Below are 17,156 nucleotides of genomic sequence, written 5' to 3'. Positions count from 1 at the left end.
GTTAACTGCATTCGTTGGTTTTGGCCCTTTACCAGCGGATTGAGTACGTCAAAGATGGTTCTTGAATGAGTTGCCTGTCAAAACTTTCAATCGAGTGGCTATAAATTGTCCAGTGGACCATACAAAACAGATGAGTTTGATTGTGGAATAAGTTCATGCGCCTTTTTATAGAGCTGACTATCAACTTAAATCAATACGTAGAAATAAAATTTTGTTAAAAGCTTGACATGTATTCAGTATGTTCCTTACTATTGTAGTGTACTATTTATCTAATACACTATAGCGCCTGGTGATTATGGTTAAGTTTGAGAGTGTTTCATTCGGGTATCAGCGGGGTAGACCTTTGTATGAGGGCTTAAACCTGACATTATCCCCCGGTTCCATTTATGGGTTGCTCGGACCGAACGGTGCCGGAAAGTCGACGCTGTTACGACTTTTGGCGGGCCTTTTGTATCCCAAAACGGGAACTATTCAGGTTGGTCAATACGAACCCCGACATCGGCAACCGGCCTTTCTGGAAGACCTGTTTCTGGTGCCGGAAGAGTTTTTCATGCCAGCCGTGCGTATCAGACAGTTTGTGGAGTCGAACGCTCCCTTTTACCCCCGCTTCGACCGTTCCCAAATGGCGGGCTACATCCGGGAATTTGGCCTGACCGACGATCAAAAACTAAATGAGCTCTCGTATGGGCAGAAAAAGAAGGTTCTGATCGGGTTTGGGCTGGCTACCAACACGGCGGTCCTGCTCATGGATGAGCCCACCAATGGCCTGGACATTCCTTCCAAAAGCCAGTTTCGGAGGCTGGTTGCCGGGGCGGTAGATGAAAACCGCACGGTCGTTATCTCTACCCATCAGGTGCGCGACCTCGAAGCCCTTATTGATCCCATTGTGATTCTGGGCGAGCGGTCGCGCTCCCGGATGACGGTAGCTCTCCAGGCCAGCGTGGAGGAAATCACGGCGCGGCTGTGGTTCGGCATGGTGCCCGAACTGGACAAAAACCGTTCAATTCTCTACGCTGAGCGGGCCGTGGGCGGATACGCCATCGTGGCCGAGAACCCCATGAACGAGCCAAGCCGACTGGATCTGGAACGTTTGTTTAACACCGTTCAAGCCGAACCCACCCGTATTCAGCAACTATTTTCGTCTACTTCTACCTTCGCTACTACATGAACCAGACCTTTTCCCTGAACCGCTTTGGTCGATTACTACGGACTTATCTGTCTGATAACCGGGGCTTACTGCTGACATATCTGCTCCTTATGGGCGGTATTCTGTGTATAATGGCCCTGTTTTTTTACATTAGTTACCCGGATGATGTTGACCAGAAACGCCCTTTAATCTTCTTTTTTATTGGCTGGACCGCCTTATATGTTTTCACGGTACAGCAGGTGAGCCTGCTTAGTGAAAAGGAGCGGGCTATTACGTATTTGCTGCGACCAGCTTCAGTGATGGAGAAATATCTACTTATCGTTTTGATATCGGGCGTTGGCTTTGTTGTGGTCTATCTGACCATGTTTACCCTGGTCGATGCAGTAGGAGTTTCGTATATAAATCACCGTCATTGGCCATCAGATGCACTTGACTGGATTAAAAGAGTGAATGGTAATTTACAGATTGACCCGTATTACAGATCAAAAGCGATGACTGATATCCCAGCCACTATCTGGGTGTTAACAATTCTTCTGCATCCGGTTGCGCTGGCGTTTGCGTTGTTGCTTCGTCGCCTGACGTTACCCTTAGTGACTGTAGTTATTATCGGGGCCTTAGTGTTGGGCATGGTTGCCAATCATTATTTTATGGGTGGGTTATTAAACGGGGAGAGAGTAAGAATGAGTTTTCCCTTTGCTGATTCGGGCATCATCAGGACAAATGTGCTTCGTGACCTGGAACTGCCCGAACCATTGGGTAGTCAGATACGCTATTCAGTTGGCATTTTAGCAGTCATATTTTTATACGTGATTGGCTATTTCAGGCTTAAAGAACGGGAGGTATAACAATGGATTTTCGAGACAAACAAGCTATATACCTTCAAATCGCCGAATACGTCAGCGAGCAGATTTTGCTGGGCCGCTGGCCCATCGGAGAGAAAATTCCGTCGGTGCGGGAACTGGCGGCTGATCTGGAAGTAAATCCCAACACCGTTATGCGAACCTATGAGTTACTGAACCAGCAGGGCGTTATTGCCAATAAACGGGGTATCGGCTATTTTGCGGCCGACGATGCCGCTGAGAAGATCCGCACCTTTCGGCGCGAGCAGTTTTTGCAGAACGACCTGCCCCAGTTCTTTAAAAATCTGACGTTGCTTCACATCGACCTGCGCGAAATAGAAGCCCGCTACGACGAATACGTAAACACCTTAACGAACGCTCAATGAAAACAAGCTATATACTGCTGGCGATTCTCGCCATCATCACATTAACGGGTATGGTTGCCACTGATCTATTGCTGCTTCAGCAATATGAAAAAATGGACTGGAGTAATCCTTACCAACAGTTCGACCGTCGGGTGGTTCCCATAGCCAGTCATGTGGTTATTGAGGGGGCTCCGACTTCGGAAATAATTGTCGAGACGGGTAAGTATACCCGGGATTCAGCTCAGGTTTTTTTACTGCCTTCCATGGCCAACTCGTTTCGGAGCCGGAAGCAGGGCGATACGTTGTTTATTTCGTATCTGATGAACTACGACGGAGAGCGTCGAAACCCTCACAATGATATTGAGTATGAACTACCCGCCGGTCTGGTGCTGCGCCTGCCTGATTTGAAAAGTCTGCGCGTCACAAACGGTAGGCTAACCCTTCGGAACAGCCACCTGAATCAGTTGACCCTGTCCCTTCAAAACACGCGTTTACGCACTCAAAAACTGACTGTAGCAGACGATTTCGCCCTGACGGCAAGTCAGAACAGCTTTGCTAAACTGGGGCCCGATCAGTACAAGTCATTACGGGCTGTTGTGCAAGATTCGAGTGGTATTCAACTGAATGATAGTCAGATTGATGTGTTTAAAAAGGAATTGTCGCCTAAGGCAGACATCCATTTAAACGGACGAGCGTTGACGTGGATGAAATAAGCTGATAGGACAACTCTTACTCGCTTCGTTTTATTGATAGTGCCTTTCAAACGGATAAAGTCCGTTTGAAAGGCACTTTTTGCGTTCTCTGATTTGCTGTCGGGTAAGTATATACCCGAACGGTAGAGAAAAAAGTCCGGTAAAGACGCTGGAACAAAAGCCATAGACATGTTAAAGAATTCTTAAAATAATTAAAAGAATATTAAAGAAAAGTTTGTTTATAGGAAGATATAATTGACCATTTACGGGAACTTGCCGAATGGTATTAAAAAGCTATGAAAAAGTTTGGCTAAGGGTCGCGTGTCAACGTAACTTAAACAACATAAGTGTACTAAAAATAGGTTGATGATGTATTCCAATACACAATTAAGCGGCTTGGGTTTCTGTAAATAAACCCACTTTCCGGTTAGACTACCTTTCGTCAATCGGCATGTTTCGCATACTGAAACCAATATTTACCGGAAATGAAGAGTCAGGATGGTGAGCTTCCTGTCTTGATCATTTTTCCCTTCTCAACGACTTCTCTTTTCGTCTGTTCAGGCTAATTCACTTGAGCTAACCGCATCCGTGTGTGGCTCATTCTCTTTAATGCTTAGTCCTTAAGCCTGGCCGGGTGGTAACTTCTGAAAGTCGCCCGCCTACCTTCGTTCATTCGCTATGACAACACACCATGCATTATTTGATGAACACCATGTGCTTCACGAATTAAAGCACTATTTGCCCGCACAGGCACCGCTCAAGGACTTCGTTCATCATAATACGCTACACTCCTTTCAGGATCTACGGTTCGACAGGGCCCTTCACAAGGCCTCCGAACTGTTCGGATACAAAACGTTGCTGTCGCTGAGTGAATACCGGTCGTTGTATGAGTCGAAACGAATTCGGGAAGACGTACTCCAACGAGTCATCGTTCAGCATAAGGGCGAAGCCCTGGCGTCTGACTGGACCGAGCGAGTGCTGCGTAAACCGTACAAAACGAGGTTCCTGCCCCGCGTTGGTTCCTTGCGGGCTAACTGGAAACGGGAGCAGCATATTGATCTTGACTCGCTGGTGCACCCCATTTTATTCCGGATTCTGTGCAGCTACCTCGATCAGGGCATTTCGATATGGAACTTCCCCGTTCGGGAAAAAGATTTTCTGTCATCCATGCGCGAAATGGAGCAAACCAGCTTCACCAGCGTTTTCAGGACCCGTGCTGCCAAAGACCTTTTTCTGCATGGCGATTGCGCTATTAAAGCTTTGTTGGACAGACTGATCGGCAGCGAAGCGCTGTATGAGCACTATCTGTTCGATCAGCAGTTTGCTCATTCCGGCTGGTCGGGTATGGTGGGAGTCGTGGAAGAGTTGCCGCAAACCCTCCTCGATGCCCGGAAAATATCGCTCCACGACCTGATTGTCTTCGAGCTTTTGCTGGAAATCGATGCGCTCAATTATCAGTTCGGAAACGACTGGGCACCCATGGGAAGCTGGTTGACGCAGAATCCGGGACCGCTTTTTGCCGAAATTCCCGAAACCGAATTGAGTGAGGTGCTGACCATATGGCAGGAGGCTTTTGAGTGGAGTTATTACGATCAGGTGATGGCCGGGCTGGAACTGGAAATTCGGGACGAGACACCCATCGCCAACAAAAGTTTTCAGGCCCTGTTCTGCATCGACGATCGGGAGTGCTCGTTTCGTCGCTATCTGGAAGAGTTTGATCCCACCTGCGAAACGTTCGGTACGCCCGGTTTCTTTGGCGTAGATTGTTTTTTTCAACCCCAGGATGGCAAGTATTACACCAAAATATGCCCGGTTCCCATCTCGCCGAAACATTTGATCAAAGAGGTCGATGCGAAAAATAAACGCAAACAGGACTACCATTTCAACAAACACGCACATTCTTTCCATAGCGGTTGGCTGATCTCGCAGACGCTGGGCTTCTGGGCCGCATTGCGGTTAGTTTCCAACATTTTCAAGCCAACCATGACGCCCGCAGCCGCGTCCTCGTTCAAGCACATGGACCACCTGTCGAAGCTGACGATTGAGAACCAGCAGGCCGACGACAAGGAAAACGGTTTGCAAATTGGTTACACCATCGACGAGATGGTGGTGCGGGTTGAAGGGCTCCTGAAAAGTATCGGTATGGTCGATCACTTCGCAACGCTCGTTTACGTAGTTGGGCACGGGGCGAGCAGTGTCAACAACCCCCATTATGCGGCCTACGATTGTGGCGCGTGTTGTGGTCGGGCGGGGTCGGTCAACGCAAGGGCGCTGTCGTACATGGCCAATCACCCGAGCGTTCGGGCCATCCTGATTGAGCGAGGGATCACCATTCCGGACACGACCCAATTCATTGGTGCGCTGCATGATACGACACGAGATGAAGTGGTTTTCTTCGATGAAGCGTCTCTGACTCCCGAAAACCGGGAGAAACACAAGAAAAATAAAGTACTATTCGATAAAGCGCTCGATTACAACGCCAAAGAACGGTCGCGTCGTTTTGAGTCCATCGACAGCCGGGCCAGCCTGAAGCGGATTCACGAGAAAATTCGGGAGCGGTCGGTATCCTTGTTCGAGCCACGGCCGGAGCTAAACCACGCCACCAATGCCCTCACCATCGTAGGTCGGCGATCACTGTCGAAAGGGTTGTTTCTGGACCGACGGTCATTTCTGAACTCCTACGATTACCGGGTTGACCCGGATGGTCAGTACCTGTTCAACATTCTGAAAGCGGCCGCGCCCGTTTGTGGCGGTATCAACCTCGAATATTTCTTTTCGAGAGTGGATAATCAGCAACTCGGCGCGGGTACCAAACTGCCCCATAACGTGATGGGACTGATTGGCGTTGCCAACGGAATGGATGGCGATCTACGGCCGGGATTACCCCATCAGATGATCGAGGTGCATGACCCGGTGCGCATGTTCTTCATTATCGAACAGTATCCTGATCTGGTACTGGACGTCATCAAGCGTTTGTACGCCACCTACGAATGGTTCATCAATGAGTGGGTACACCTGGCTGTTGTTGACCCGGACACCCGGAAGTTCTTCGTCTTTAAAGAGGGCGCCTTTACGCCCTATCTGCCCATGATGCAGCACGTGGACACCATCAGCGATATAACTCCCCTGATCGAAACGCATCAGGAAGATCTACCGGTTTACCTACTTTCTTAAGATTTACGCATGGCATCCTTTTTACAAGTGTTCATAGTACTCCCAGTACTGGGTTTTTTAATCCTGCTATTAATTCCCGAAAAGCAGGAGAAGTTTATTTCCTGGACATGCTTTGGGATCGTGGGCTTGCATTTTTTGTTGTCCATGAGTTTTATTGTTTTTTGGCTTTTTACCAGCCGTGCTGAGCTCAACCTTAAAGACATCCTGCTGCTCAGTGCAGATGACTACGAGTTTCTGATTGACTTCTACTTCGATAAGATCACTGCGGTTTATCTGTTCGTTGGTTCGATACTGACGTTTCTGGTAACCGTATATAGCCGCTATTACCTGCATCGGGAAACGGGCTACAAGCGCTTCTTTACAACCATCCTCTTTTTTTACATTGGCTACAACACCACCATTTTTGCCGGAAATTTCGAGACGCTGTTCATTGGCTGGGAGATTTTGGGAATTACGTCATTCCTGCTCATTGCGTTCTATCGGAATAAATACCTCCCTGTTAAAAATGCGGTGAAGGTATTTTCGGTGTACCGAATTGGCGACGTGGGCCTGTTGCTGGCCATGTGGATGAGCCACCACCTGTGGCACGAAAACATCACGTTTATGAAGCTGGGCGATTATGCGCTGGTGCATGAACACCTCCAGACGCACAGTTTCATTGGCGTATTTATATCGCTCATGATCCTGGCGTCGGCATCGGCAAAGTCGGCTCAGTTACCGTTCTCATCGTGGTTGCCCCGCGCTATGGAAGGCCCCACGCCATCCAGCGCTATTTTCTACGGGTCGCTGGCGGTACACCTGGGCGTGTTCCTGCTGCTGCGAACGTTCCCGTTTTGGGAGCAGCAGACATCGGTACGGGTGCTGATTGCGATATTGGGACTGATAACAACTGTCATTTCAACAGGTATTGCCCGTGTTCAGTCGTCCATTAAGGCGCAGATCGCCTACGCATCCATCGCGCAGATTGGGCTCATGTTCATAGAGGTGGCGGCTGGTCTGGAAAGTCTGGCGCTGTTCCACTTTGCGGGCAATGCGTTCCTGAGAACTTACCAGCTTCTGGTGTCGCCTTCGGTCGTAAGTTATCTGATTCGGGAGCAATTTTATACGTTCTACCCCTCGCAGCGGTCGCTGGAGGATTTCCTGCCGAAGAAACTCGCCAACACGTTCTACATGCTGGGAATTAAAGAGTGGAACCTGGATTCGCTCCTGTACCGGTATTTATGGAACCCGGTTAAGTGGGTGGGCAACCTGCTTGACTTCATGACACTAAAGGGCATCCTGATCGTATTCGTGCCGTTTTACCTCGTCGGATTGTTTTGTCTGTACAACCGGAATATTATCCCCCAACCGATACTGGATTGTTTGCCGGTAGCGTTTTCGTTCACTGCTGTTGTGATGGTGCTGAAATCGTTTACGAAGCGGAAACGGGCGCGTATGGCCTGGCTACTGACGATCATGAACCACTTTTTTGTGGTGCTGGCCATTTCATTCAACGAGGAATTTAATTACGTGTCTCAGGGCCTTCTCTATCTGAGTGGTGTTTCTGTGGCTGGTGTGATCGGATTTATCTGCCTGAGCCGATTGAAGTCGATGGAGAAAAGTATCAACCTGCAGCAGTTTCACGGGTATTCGCACAAGTACCCCAAACTTGCTTTCCTGTTCTTACTGGCCTGTCTGGGCGTTTCGGGTTTTCCGATTACCCCAACGTTTATTGGTGAGGACTTAATGTTCACGCACATTCACGAAAATCAGGCTGTTCTGGCCTTCTTCACCTCTCTGAGCTTCATCATCGACGGTCTGGCCATCATCCGCATCTACGCCCGTATATTCCTCGGACCTTACGAGAAGTCGATGTACGAAATGGCCTATAAGTCGTATTGATTGGGTGTTTAGGAGTTCATGAAATAGGATTACCACAAAAGGATTTTTAACCACAGAGGCACAAAGAGCACAGAGGTTCAAATGGGGTATAAAATATCCATTTGAACCTCTGTGCTCTTTGTGCCTCTGTGGTTAAAAATCCTTTACGAAACTTGATCTATTTGCTCATAAGTACTAAACTAATTTAGTTGAACTACTTAGTCGAGACGACCACCGGCTGATACAAAAAGTAATCATAAATGGACCGGGCGGCATGGGCAATCGTCTGTTCCCGTTCGGCAAGAGGCATGGGCGAATCACCCACAAAAACGGCAATAGCGATATGGCCTGCATCGCCGGGGAGGGTGATAATGCCTACATCGTCGGTCGCGCTGCCATCCAGCGAGCCCGTTTTATGGGCGATGATGGTGTTGGGGGGCAAGTACCCTTTGAGACGGGCGGCACCACCCCGGCAGCGTTCCATGACGCCCAGCAGCAGCGCCCGGCTTTCGGGTTTGAGGGCCGTACCCCGGTAAATTTGTGCTAATAGATTGACCATCGCATCGGGGGTCGAGGTATCGCGCGGGTCGACTTTGAGTCTGGCAGCCGCAGCTCGTCTGCTTTCCGGGGTTGTAGTGCTGTCCAGTTTAGCGTAAAATCCAACTGTCCACTTGTCGGCAGGTGGTAACGTAATGCCTTCGAGATCAGCGATCAGCTGGATGATCGTCCGGTCGACGGACATGCCCTGAATTCCCAGCGTCTTAAGCCGATTCTGGACCGCTTCGGTACCGCCTACCAGCCGAAGCAGAATGTCGGTGGCGGAGTTGTCGCTGATGACCATCATCAGTTCCAGCAAATTCTGCACAGATAACTGAACGCCGGGTTTGGCGAACAGGACCTCAAGTGTACCACTGCCCGGATGCAGGTCGGACGGCTGCAGATCCACCATCGTCATCAGCGACAGTTTACCCTGCTCAATCAGGGTGAACAACTGCACCGCAATGGCGACCTTCACGGTACTCGCCATCGGGAACCGCTCCTGTAAATTTAAACTAACCTGCTTACCCGATTCGAGGTGAAGGGCGCAAATGCCCACTTTGGCTTTGGCGATTGCCGCAATGCGATTCAGCTCCTGTTCCAGCCGCTGCGTGGCTACGTCTTTTTTACCAGCGGTGCCCGTTTGGGCAAGCGACGGGCTACTGATGAACAGCCATACGCTTAGTAGCAGGGGGGTGATTTTGGAAAGAGTTAAGGTCATTGTATGCAAGTTTGATATATACATGAACGAAACAGCAGGATGCTGTTCCGTACAAAAAGTCAGTTACAAAATCGCCAGCGCCTGTTCCAGATCGGCCAGCAAATCATTCACATTCTCGATACCGACGGAGTAGCGGATCAGGCTTTCGGGGATACCCAGTTGCCGGCGCTGCTCTTCCGTGAGTTCGACGTGGCTGGTGGTTCGGGGTGGTCCGGCCAGCGTACTCACCGAGCCCAGACTGGCGGCCAGATGCACGAACTGGAGCTTTGGCAAAAACTTTTTGACCTGGTCATAGTCGCCATTCAGCGAAAAACTCATGATGCCGCCAAAGCCCGACATCTGCGCTTTGGCAATGTCGTGGCCGGGGTGCGTTTCGAGTCCCGGATAGAAAACGTCACTGACCTTGGGGTGGGCTTTCAAATAGCGCGCGATGGTCATAGCCGACGCGTTTTGCCGTTCGATGCGCAGTTCCAGCGTTTTCATACCCCGGGCAATCATATAGGCGGCATCGGCCTGTATGCTGGCTCCGTTGATCTCGCGAAACTGAAATACTTTGCTGACCAGCTCTTTACTGCCGCACAGGACGCCCCCCATCGCATCAGAGTGGCCGCCGAGAAACTTGGTCGCGCTATGGAGCACAAGGTCAGCACCCAGGGCCAGCGGATTCTGGTTAATGGGCGTGGCAAAGGTGTTATCGACAACCGTAATGGCACCCACTTTTTTGGCGGCAGCGGCAAGCCGGGCAATATCGACCACTTTAAGCGTCGGGTTGGTGGGCGTTTCGAGGTAGAGAACATCACAGCCTTTGGCGACTTCGGCTTCGATCTGGTCGAAATCTGTCGTGTCGCAGAGGGTGACGTTGACCTGATAGCGGGGAAGGAAATCCAGAAAAAGCCGACTGGCCCCCCCGTAGGTATCGTTGAGCGATACCACCCGTTTGCCCGGTCCCAGCAAAGCAAACAGCGTATTGCTGATGGCTCCCATGCCGGTGGCAAAGGCCGTAGCGGCTTCGGCCCCTTCCAGAATCCGGATTTTCTCTTCAAGTACGTGGACGGTTGGGTTGGTATTGCGGCTGTAAATGAAACCGTCGGCCTTGCCCAAGGCCACTTCGTGCCATTCGTCCAGGTCGGTATAGGCGAAGGCAACGCTTTTGACGATAGGTGTGGTGACGGCTCCGTTGGGCAGCGGGTCGGTTTCGCCCGCCCATACGGAAGTTGTACTCTTTTCGTATTTCGAAAAATCCATTAGTATGTAGTTATGACACAGAGATTCACAGAGAAAAATAGAGATGCACAGAGATTGTTATTGTCTCCCTTTCGAAGTGTGATACCGTGGAGATTTTTGCCTCTGTTGCATTTTATCCTCTTTTTGTTGTCGGAAAATAACTCCTCACGGAAAATTAGATTGATTTCCCGTGAGGAGTTGAGCAGGAGGTAATAATACGCAAAAAACGAATTGATTTATGACTTTACATGCTCCTCCAAACAGCGTTCGATGTTCTGGAGTCCGGTTCGTAGTTCGTCGGCCGTGGGGTAGCCGAAGCCGATACGCATGTATATTTTGTCCAGCTCGAACCAGTGCCCCGGCCCGACAATGGTTTGGTAAGTGCTGTAAAGAGACTGGTAAAAACTGTCGGTGTTGAGGGAATATCTGGCTTTCAGGCGGGGAAAGCCGACAACTCCGGCCGTTGGCTCCACCCATTCCAGATAGGGCGTTTGGGCGAAGAAGTGCTTCATAATGGCAAAATTAGTTTGTATATGCTGGTGGGCTTCGGCCAGTCGGCTGGTCTGATTCTGTAACATGTGCAGGGCAATCTGCTCATCCACCACCGAGTTGGTGATCATGATCTGTTCCTTCGCGGCCAGAAACTGGTGCATCAGCGATGCATCCCGACAGATGATCCAGCCGATACGAATACCCGGCACACCAAACGCTTTCGACAGCGAACTAACCGATATGACATGCTTACTTTTCTCGGCCAGGTAGGGGAGACGCGGTATCTGGAAATTCAGGTAACGGTAGGTTTCGTCCACCAGCAGGTAACAGGTATGCGCTTCGGCCAGAGCGACCAGTTCAGTCAAAACGGCTTCGGGAATGACCGTGCCCGTGGGGTTGTGCGGGTTGGTGATGCTGATGAGCCGGGTATTGGGTTGAATGGCCTGTCGGATTTGCTCAACATTCAGCGCAAACTGCTCGTCAAATGTCAGGTCGATGAGGCTTATGTCGCAATTAATGGCTCGGGGTGTTTCGAGGTTGGTGGCGTAGTTAGGGCGCACCACAATGAGGTGGTCCTGTTCGCTGAGCAGGGTGGTGGCAACGATAAACAAGGCCGTAGCGGCACCAGGGCACACCAGCACATCGTCGGGTTTCAGCAGGGCACTCTCGCTGGCAATGCTGTCGAGTAAGTCGGGGTGGCCCCGGTGGTGGCCGTAACTCAGAACGAGGTCGTTTAAGCTAAGATTTAGCTCGCCCAGTTGAATGTCGCGAACGGAGCTTTCCGCCAGATTATACTTGATCGTCGAATAGCCAACCTCTTCCGGCGATTCAATTTCAATGGGCATTCGGGTGTAGCGCATAGGAGACGTGAGAGCAGGGTATTGTAAGCAGGCCAGGGGCCTTAACCATGAGCAAGATAGCTTGTGAGTTATAGAAATCGGTATTGGTCGACAATGTCCGGTCTCGCCTGGAGGAAGATCTCAAGATCAAGGTGCCTTCGCTTAGCGTGTTGATTCAAACACCGACCGGAAAAACATTCGTGTCATCAGGCGGCAAACCGATCACAAAAACGACCAATTTTCGGTTTGCCAGTAATACGAAAAACTTTACCGCAACGGCCATCATGAATGTGCATGAAGATGGATACATTAAAACACTTCATCCAGCCTATTTGACAGTTCATCCCAAACCTCATTTCGACTGTGAATTATAGCGGGTTGATTTGCCGCTATAATTCACAGTCGAAATGAAAGCTATATTACTTGTTTTTATCATACTCAGCAGCGCACTGGTCCGGGCGCAGTACATGCCCCTTGGCGCGATGACCATGTGGGCCGACGGCTATGTGGTGACCCTGGAAAATGATACCCTGCGTGGACAGATACGGGTTGGGTCGATGGTCAATGACTCCCCGGCATCCATACACATCAAAAATCCTGACGGCACGAAAACCAGAATAAAAGGCGGGGACGTGCGTTTGATGGCGCAGCAGTTACCCGCCTTTGCCTACGCCACCGGCAGCATTCCCCGACAGCGGGAGATGATCGTTTTTGAGCGGGTACCCAACCCCCGGCATAACGGAAAGCCCATGCTGCTGGAACGCCTGACACCGATTGGCGGACGCATTGCCTTATACTTTGATGCCTCGGGCTGGAAAAAAACGTCGGAATATACCTTCGGTAATTTCGTTTTCGAGCTGGACCGGCAGGACCTTAGCTACATCGTGCTTAAAAACGGGAGTGAGTCGATGCTCGCCAAACGTGGCGATATCGAAGCCGTTCACGACCAGCTCTTTGGCGATTGCCCGACACTAATCCGTACCTATCCAACCGTTACCCGCCGGGACTGGAGCCGGTTGGGAGACATGGTGCTGGCGTATAATGAGTTTTGCCGGTGATTGACAGGCTACGTGGCCTACCGCGCCACCTCAATTTTATATTTCTTTCCCTTCATCTTTTCCTGACTGATTTTCGCCAGCAGCGCTTTTGCCTTGTCCTGCTTCACGGCGGCAAAGGAGATAAAGTCCTGCACGTCGATGCGGCCGAGGTCGCCTTTTTCGAGGCCGCCTTTCTGAGAGAAAAAGCCGACGATGTCCACTTTATTAAGCTTATTCTTCTTGCCGCCACTGATGTACAGCGTCACAAACTCGGGTGGGCCTGGTAACGTTTTTTTTGGGGAAACGTGAAACTCTTCGAGCGATGGGTCGAGGTAAGCAGGCGGGGTTTCATCGCCGGACAGAATCACGTAGGCCGTTCCCGACGCGTGCATGCGGGCGGTGCGGCCATTGCGGTGCGTAAACTCATGCGCCTGCAACGGCAGGTGATAATGAATCACGTACTTCATTTCGGGAATGTCGAGCCCACGGGCGGCCAGGTCGGTGGTGACGAGGTAGCGGGTGCTGCCGTTTCGGAACTGGATCAGCGCCCGTTCGCGGTCGGGCTGTTCCATGCCGCCATGATACACGAGTGAATGAATACCCCGTTCGGCCAGCAGTTCGCGGGTCCGTTCGGCCGCTTCCCGGTGATTCAGGAAAATAAGGGCAGGCGCTGAGTCGAGCGAGCACAGCAGCTCCACTAAGGTGTCGATCTTATCCTTCGAAGGGGAGTAAACCACTTTCGTCGTCAGGCCGGTTCCTTCATCATTCTCCGCCGAAAAGGTCAGTTTAGTGGGTGACTTAAGCCGGATGAATTCGGGGATGCTGATGCCCGATGTGGCCGAAACCAGTACGCGTTTCCGCAGGTTGCGCAGCCCCCGAACGATGAACTCCATCTCATCGTGAAACCCCAGCGCCAGCGATTTGTCGAACTCGTCCAGCACCAGCGTCTGAATACCGTCCAGCGAAAACGTTCGGCGGGTGATGTGGTCGGCAATGCGGCCGGGCGTGCCAATGAGCAGAGCGGGGGGATTGCTCAGGTTTTTTATTTCGGTTTCGACCGGGTGCCCGCCATAGCAGACGTTGACTTTAAAACCCGTCGCCATTTTCTTCCAGACCTGTTCGATCTGAATCGCCAGCTCTCGGGAAGGGGCCAGAATCAGGCATTGAACGCTCGTTTTCTGGTCGGCTTTGAGCAGGTTTAGAATGGGCAACAGAAATCCAACCGTTTTGCCGGAGCCGGTGGGAGCAATCAAAAATGTATCGTTATCCTGCGTAATGGCGTTTAGGGCGGCCTCCTGCATCGGGTTCAACGCCGAAATGCCCAGGTTTGTCAGGAATTGTGTTTGCTGCTCGGGGGTTATCATCCTGCAAAAGTAGCGCAAAATATGCCGAGAATAGGATAAGAACACGGCCGGGCCTGCGCGCAAGTGAAACGGATTGAGCGGATTAAAACGGTTTATTATTTGTCTTTATCCGCTCAATCCATTCCATCTGCGTTCCTACAGGCGTGGCTAGACGCGGTGGGTTGAGGGATAAGCCGTACCTTCGTACTCTATTTGACTGGTACCGCTATGACATTCGACGAACTGAATCTGACCAAACCCCTACTGAACGCCCTCAACGATTTAGGGTACACCGCACCAACGACCATACAGCAAAAGGTTTTTTCGGTGGTGATGTCGGGTAAGGATGTGTGCGGCATCGCGCAGACGGGTACGGGGAAAACGTTCGCCTATTTGTTGCCTACGCTTCGCCAGATGCAGTTTTCGAAGGACAGAACGCCCCAGCTTCTGATCATTGTGCCCACCCGCGAACTGGTTGTGCAGGTGGTCGAAGCGGTAAAAAAACTGACGCCTTACATGACCCTTACGGTCGTTGGCGTGTACGGTGGCGTCAACATGAAGGCGCAGACCGTTGAGATTCAGCAGGGACTGGACGTGCTGGTGGCCACCCCTGGCCGGCTGGCCGATTTCATGCTGGGCGGCATCCTGAAAACGAAAGGAATCAAAAAGCTCGTCATTGACGAATTTGATGAGATGCTCAATCTTGGCTTTCGTACCCAGTTGAAAGTGGTGCTGGATTTACTGCCCCCCAAACGGCAGAACCTGCTTTTTTCGGCTACCTTAACAGACGAGGTCGACCAATTGGTCAATGATTATTTCAATAGCCCGGTGCGGGTAGAAGCGGCCCCGATGGGTACACCGCTGGAAAAAATCGATCAGTCGGGCTACCGGGTACCTAATTTCTACACCAAGGTCAACCTGCTGACTCTGCTGCTTAATCGGAATTCGGCCATGACCAAAGTGCTGGTCTTTGTGGCAACCAAGCAACTCGCCGATCAGTTGTATGAGCAACTGGAAGCCGGTTTCCCCGATCAGGTGGGCGTCATTCACTCCAACAAAGCACAGAACAAGCGGTTCGAGGCCGTTAATAATTTTAAAGCCGGTATCTACCGAATCCTGATTGCCACGGATATTATTGCCCGGGGTATCGACGTGACGGACGTGTCGCACGTAGTGAACTTCGATCTGCCCGAAGTACCCGAAAACTACATTCACCGTATTGGCCGAACGGGCCGAGCCGACCGCGAGGGCATTGCTATTTCGTTCATGACCGAAAATACCCGTGAACAGCAGGAAGCCATCGAACAGTTGATGAATCAGCCAATCCCGATGCAGCCCTTACCCGAGAATCTGGTCATTTCCGACGAACTCACCGACGACGAAAAGCCGAAGGTGCACATGAAGTCGATAGAGGTTAAAATTGTCAGACGCGAAGATGTTGGCCCTGCTTTCCACGAAAAAAGCGCCAAGAATCAGAAAGTAAACGTCCGGCGGAATATTGCCGAAGAGAAAATGCTCAAATACGGCCGCCCTATCAAACGCGTTGGCGGGAAGAAGAAGCGGGATAAGTAGGTCGCATTTACCACCCCCAACCCCCTCCTAAAACAGGAGGGGGCTTTCTAATGGACTACCTTTGTCTAAGCCCCCTCCTGTTTTAGGAGGGGGTTGGGGGTGGTTTTCAACAATTTCAATCTATTTCTTTATGCCCTTTTCAGAACTCGGTTTATCCAAACCTCTCCTCAAAGCGATAGCTTCTCAGCATTACCCGAAGCCATATCCTATTCAGCAGGAGGCTATTCCGGCTATTTTGCAGGGGAAAGATGTGCTGGGTATTGCTAAAACGGGTTCGGGAAAAACAGCCAGTTTCGTGCTGCCTATTCTGGAACAGTTTCAACGGAAAAGTGCCGCCCGAAACCGATACATAAAAGCCCTTGTGCTGGTGCCAACGCGCGAGTTAGCCGTTCAGGTTGGCGAGGTGTTCCAAACGTTTGGCGCTAACCTGCCCCGACCGGTGAAAACAGTGGCGGTTTTCGGAGGGGTATCCATCAATCCGCAGATGATGGCACTTCGGGATGCCGAAATCGTGGTGGCTACGCCCGGCCGTTTGCTGGACCTGATGGCGTCCAACGCGCTTCAGCTGACAGACGTTGATACGCTGGTGCTGGACGAAGCCGATAAAATGCTCGACTTGGGGTTCGAGGACGAAATGGAGCAGATTTTCGACCGACTCCCACGCCACCGGCAAACGATTATGTTCTCGGCCACGCTGGGTGACGCTATCCAGGACATCAACAAAAACCTGCTGCGTAATCCCGTCAAAATTGACGTGGTCGAGGAGGAGCAAAACCTCGATCTGATCAAGCAGACTGCCTATCGTGTTCACCCCGATCGAAAAGGGCCTCTACTGCGCTACCTGATCAAAGCGGGAAAAATGAAGCAGGTGCTGGTTTTCGTTTCTTCTACCCGAACGGCCGACAACGTTGTTGTAAAGCTGAATAAAAACGGTATTCATGCGGCCGCCATCCACAGTGGTAAAACGCAGGGCGCCCGTACCGATGCGCTCACTAAATTTAAAGGGGGACACCTGACGGTATTGGTAGCTACCGATCTCATTTCCAGAGGCATTGACATTCAGCTATTGCCACACGTTATTAATTTTGAACTGCCTCGCTCGCCCAAAGATTACATCCACCGCATTGGCCGGACGGGGCGCGCCGAAGCTGAAGGCGAAGCCATCTCGCTAATTTGCCCGGATGATGAACACCACTTTAAAATAATTCAGAAAAAGATGGGCAAACGGGTCGAGGTACTGGAAACAGATGACCTCAACCTGATGGGCTACTAACAGATCAAATAGGGGTCAGATTATTTATGTGTCATTTTATG

At 51.0% G+C, this 17,156-nt stretch carries 14 protein-coding genes; 10 read left to right on the top strand and 4 right to left on the bottom strand.

Going from position 1 to position 17,156, the window contains the following annotated elements:
* The first annotated feature begins 295 nt into the window (after window positions 1-295).
* The 6 genes from ACYVK4_RS32870 (at window position 296) to ACYVK4_RS32845 (ending at window position 8,098) form a co-directional block, all read left to right on the top strand.
* Window positions 296-1,168 (top strand): ABC transporter ATP-binding protein, encoded by an 873-nt coding sequence (locus ACYVK4_RS32870; protein ID WP_461131821.1) that lies wholly within the window; start codon window positions 296-298, stop codon window positions 1,166-1,168.
* Between the two features lie 89 nt (window positions 1,169-1,257).
* Window positions 1,258-1,992: a hypothetical protein gene (locus ACYVK4_RS32865; protein WP_461131820.1), complete on the top strand. Its 735-nt coding sequence runs from the start codon at window positions 1,258-1,260 to the stop codon at window positions 1,990-1,992.
* Window positions 1,993-1,994: 2 nt separating this feature from the next.
* Window positions 1,995-2,372 carry a GntR family transcriptional regulator gene (locus ACYVK4_RS32860; RefSeq protein ID WP_461131819.1) on the top strand — a complete coding sequence of 126 codons (378 nt, stop codon included), beginning with the start codon at window positions 1,995-1,997 and terminating at the stop codon, window positions 2,370-2,372.
* Window positions 2,369-3,064 carry a hypothetical protein gene (locus tag ACYVK4_RS32855; RefSeq protein WP_461131818.1) on the top strand — a complete coding sequence of 232 codons (696 nt, stop codon included), beginning with the start codon at window positions 2,369-2,371 and terminating at the stop codon, window positions 3,062-3,064. The genes ACYVK4_RS32860 and ACYVK4_RS32855 overlap by 4 nt, the downstream gene beginning before the upstream one ends.
* A gap of 657 nt (window positions 3,065-3,721) precedes the next feature.
* Window positions 3,722-6,217, top strand: coding sequence for a YbcC family protein (locus ACYVK4_RS32850; RefSeq protein WP_461131817.1), 2,496 nt, complete (start codon window positions 3,722-3,724; stop codon window positions 6,215-6,217).
* A gap of 9 nt (window positions 6,218-6,226) precedes the next feature.
* Complete coding sequence (locus tag ACYVK4_RS32845) at window positions 6,227-8,098, top strand: proton-conducting transporter transmembrane domain-containing protein (protein WP_461131816.1); 1,872 nt, start codon at window positions 6,227-6,229, stop codon at window positions 8,096-8,098.
* Between the two features lie 193 nt (window positions 8,099-8,291).
* Here ACYVK4_RS32845 and bla read toward each other — a convergent pair whose 3' ends face one another.
* From bla to ACYVK4_RS32830, 3 genes are all read right to left on the bottom strand, one after another.
* Window positions 8,292-9,335, bottom strand: coding sequence for a class A beta-lactamase (bla, locus tag ACYVK4_RS32840; protein ID WP_461131815.1), 1,044 nt, complete (start codon window positions 9,333-9,335; stop codon window positions 8,292-8,294).
* Window positions 9,336-9,398: 63 nt separating this feature from the next.
* Window positions 9,399-10,580 carry a cystathionine gamma-synthase family protein gene (locus tag ACYVK4_RS32835; RefSeq protein ID WP_461131814.1) on the bottom strand — a complete coding sequence of 394 codons (1,182 nt, stop codon included), beginning with the start codon at window positions 10,578-10,580 and terminating at the stop codon, window positions 9,399-9,401.
* 215 nt (window positions 10,581-10,795) lie between these two features.
* A complete protein-coding gene (locus ACYVK4_RS32830) occupies window positions 10,796-11,911 on the bottom strand; it encodes an aminotransferase class I/II-fold pyridoxal phosphate-dependent enzyme (RefSeq protein ID WP_461131813.1) in 1,116 nt (371 codons plus the stop codon).
* 131 nt (window positions 11,912-12,042) lie between these two features.
* Between ACYVK4_RS32830 and ACYVK4_RS32825 the strand changes: the two genes are divergently transcribed.
* A complete protein-coding gene (locus tag ACYVK4_RS32825) occupies window positions 12,043-12,264 on the top strand; it encodes a serine hydrolase (RefSeq protein ID WP_461131812.1) in 222 nt (73 codons plus the stop codon).
* A 33-nt stretch (window positions 12,265-12,297) separates the two neighbouring features.
* Complete coding sequence (locus ACYVK4_RS32820) at window positions 12,298-12,948, top strand: hypothetical protein (protein WP_461131811.1); 651 nt, start codon at window positions 12,298-12,300, stop codon at window positions 12,946-12,948.
* Between the two features lie 17 nt (window positions 12,949-12,965).
* On the opposite strand, the gene ACYVK4_RS32815 is transcribed toward ACYVK4_RS32820, so the two are convergent.
* On the bottom strand, window positions 12,966-14,291 hold the full coding sequence (locus ACYVK4_RS32815; RefSeq protein ID WP_461131810.1) for a DEAD/DEAH box helicase: 1,326 nt from the start codon (window positions 14,289-14,291) through the stop codon (window positions 12,966-12,968).
* 207 nt (window positions 14,292-14,498) lie between these two features.
* On the opposite strand from ACYVK4_RS32815, the gene ACYVK4_RS32810 reads away from it, so the two are divergent.
* Both ACYVK4_RS32810 and ACYVK4_RS32805 read left to right on the top strand, forming a co-directional pair.
* Window positions 14,499-15,842, top strand: a complete 1,344-nt coding sequence (locus tag ACYVK4_RS32810) for a DEAD/DEAH box helicase (protein WP_461131809.1) — start codon at window positions 14,499-14,501, stop codon at window positions 15,840-15,842.
* A 130-nt stretch (window positions 15,843-15,972) separates the two neighbouring features.
* Entirely contained in the window at window positions 15,973-17,115 is a 1,143-nt protein-coding gene (locus tag ACYVK4_RS32805) for a DEAD/DEAH box helicase (protein ID WP_461131808.1), read from the top strand.
* The last annotated feature ends 41 nt before the right edge of the window (window positions 17,116-17,156 follow it).

This window comes from Spirosoma aerophilum (genome assembly GCF_054782495.1).
The sequence above is the reverse complement of the archived record's forward strand: the minus strand, read 5'-3'. Positions and strand labels throughout refer to the sequence as shown.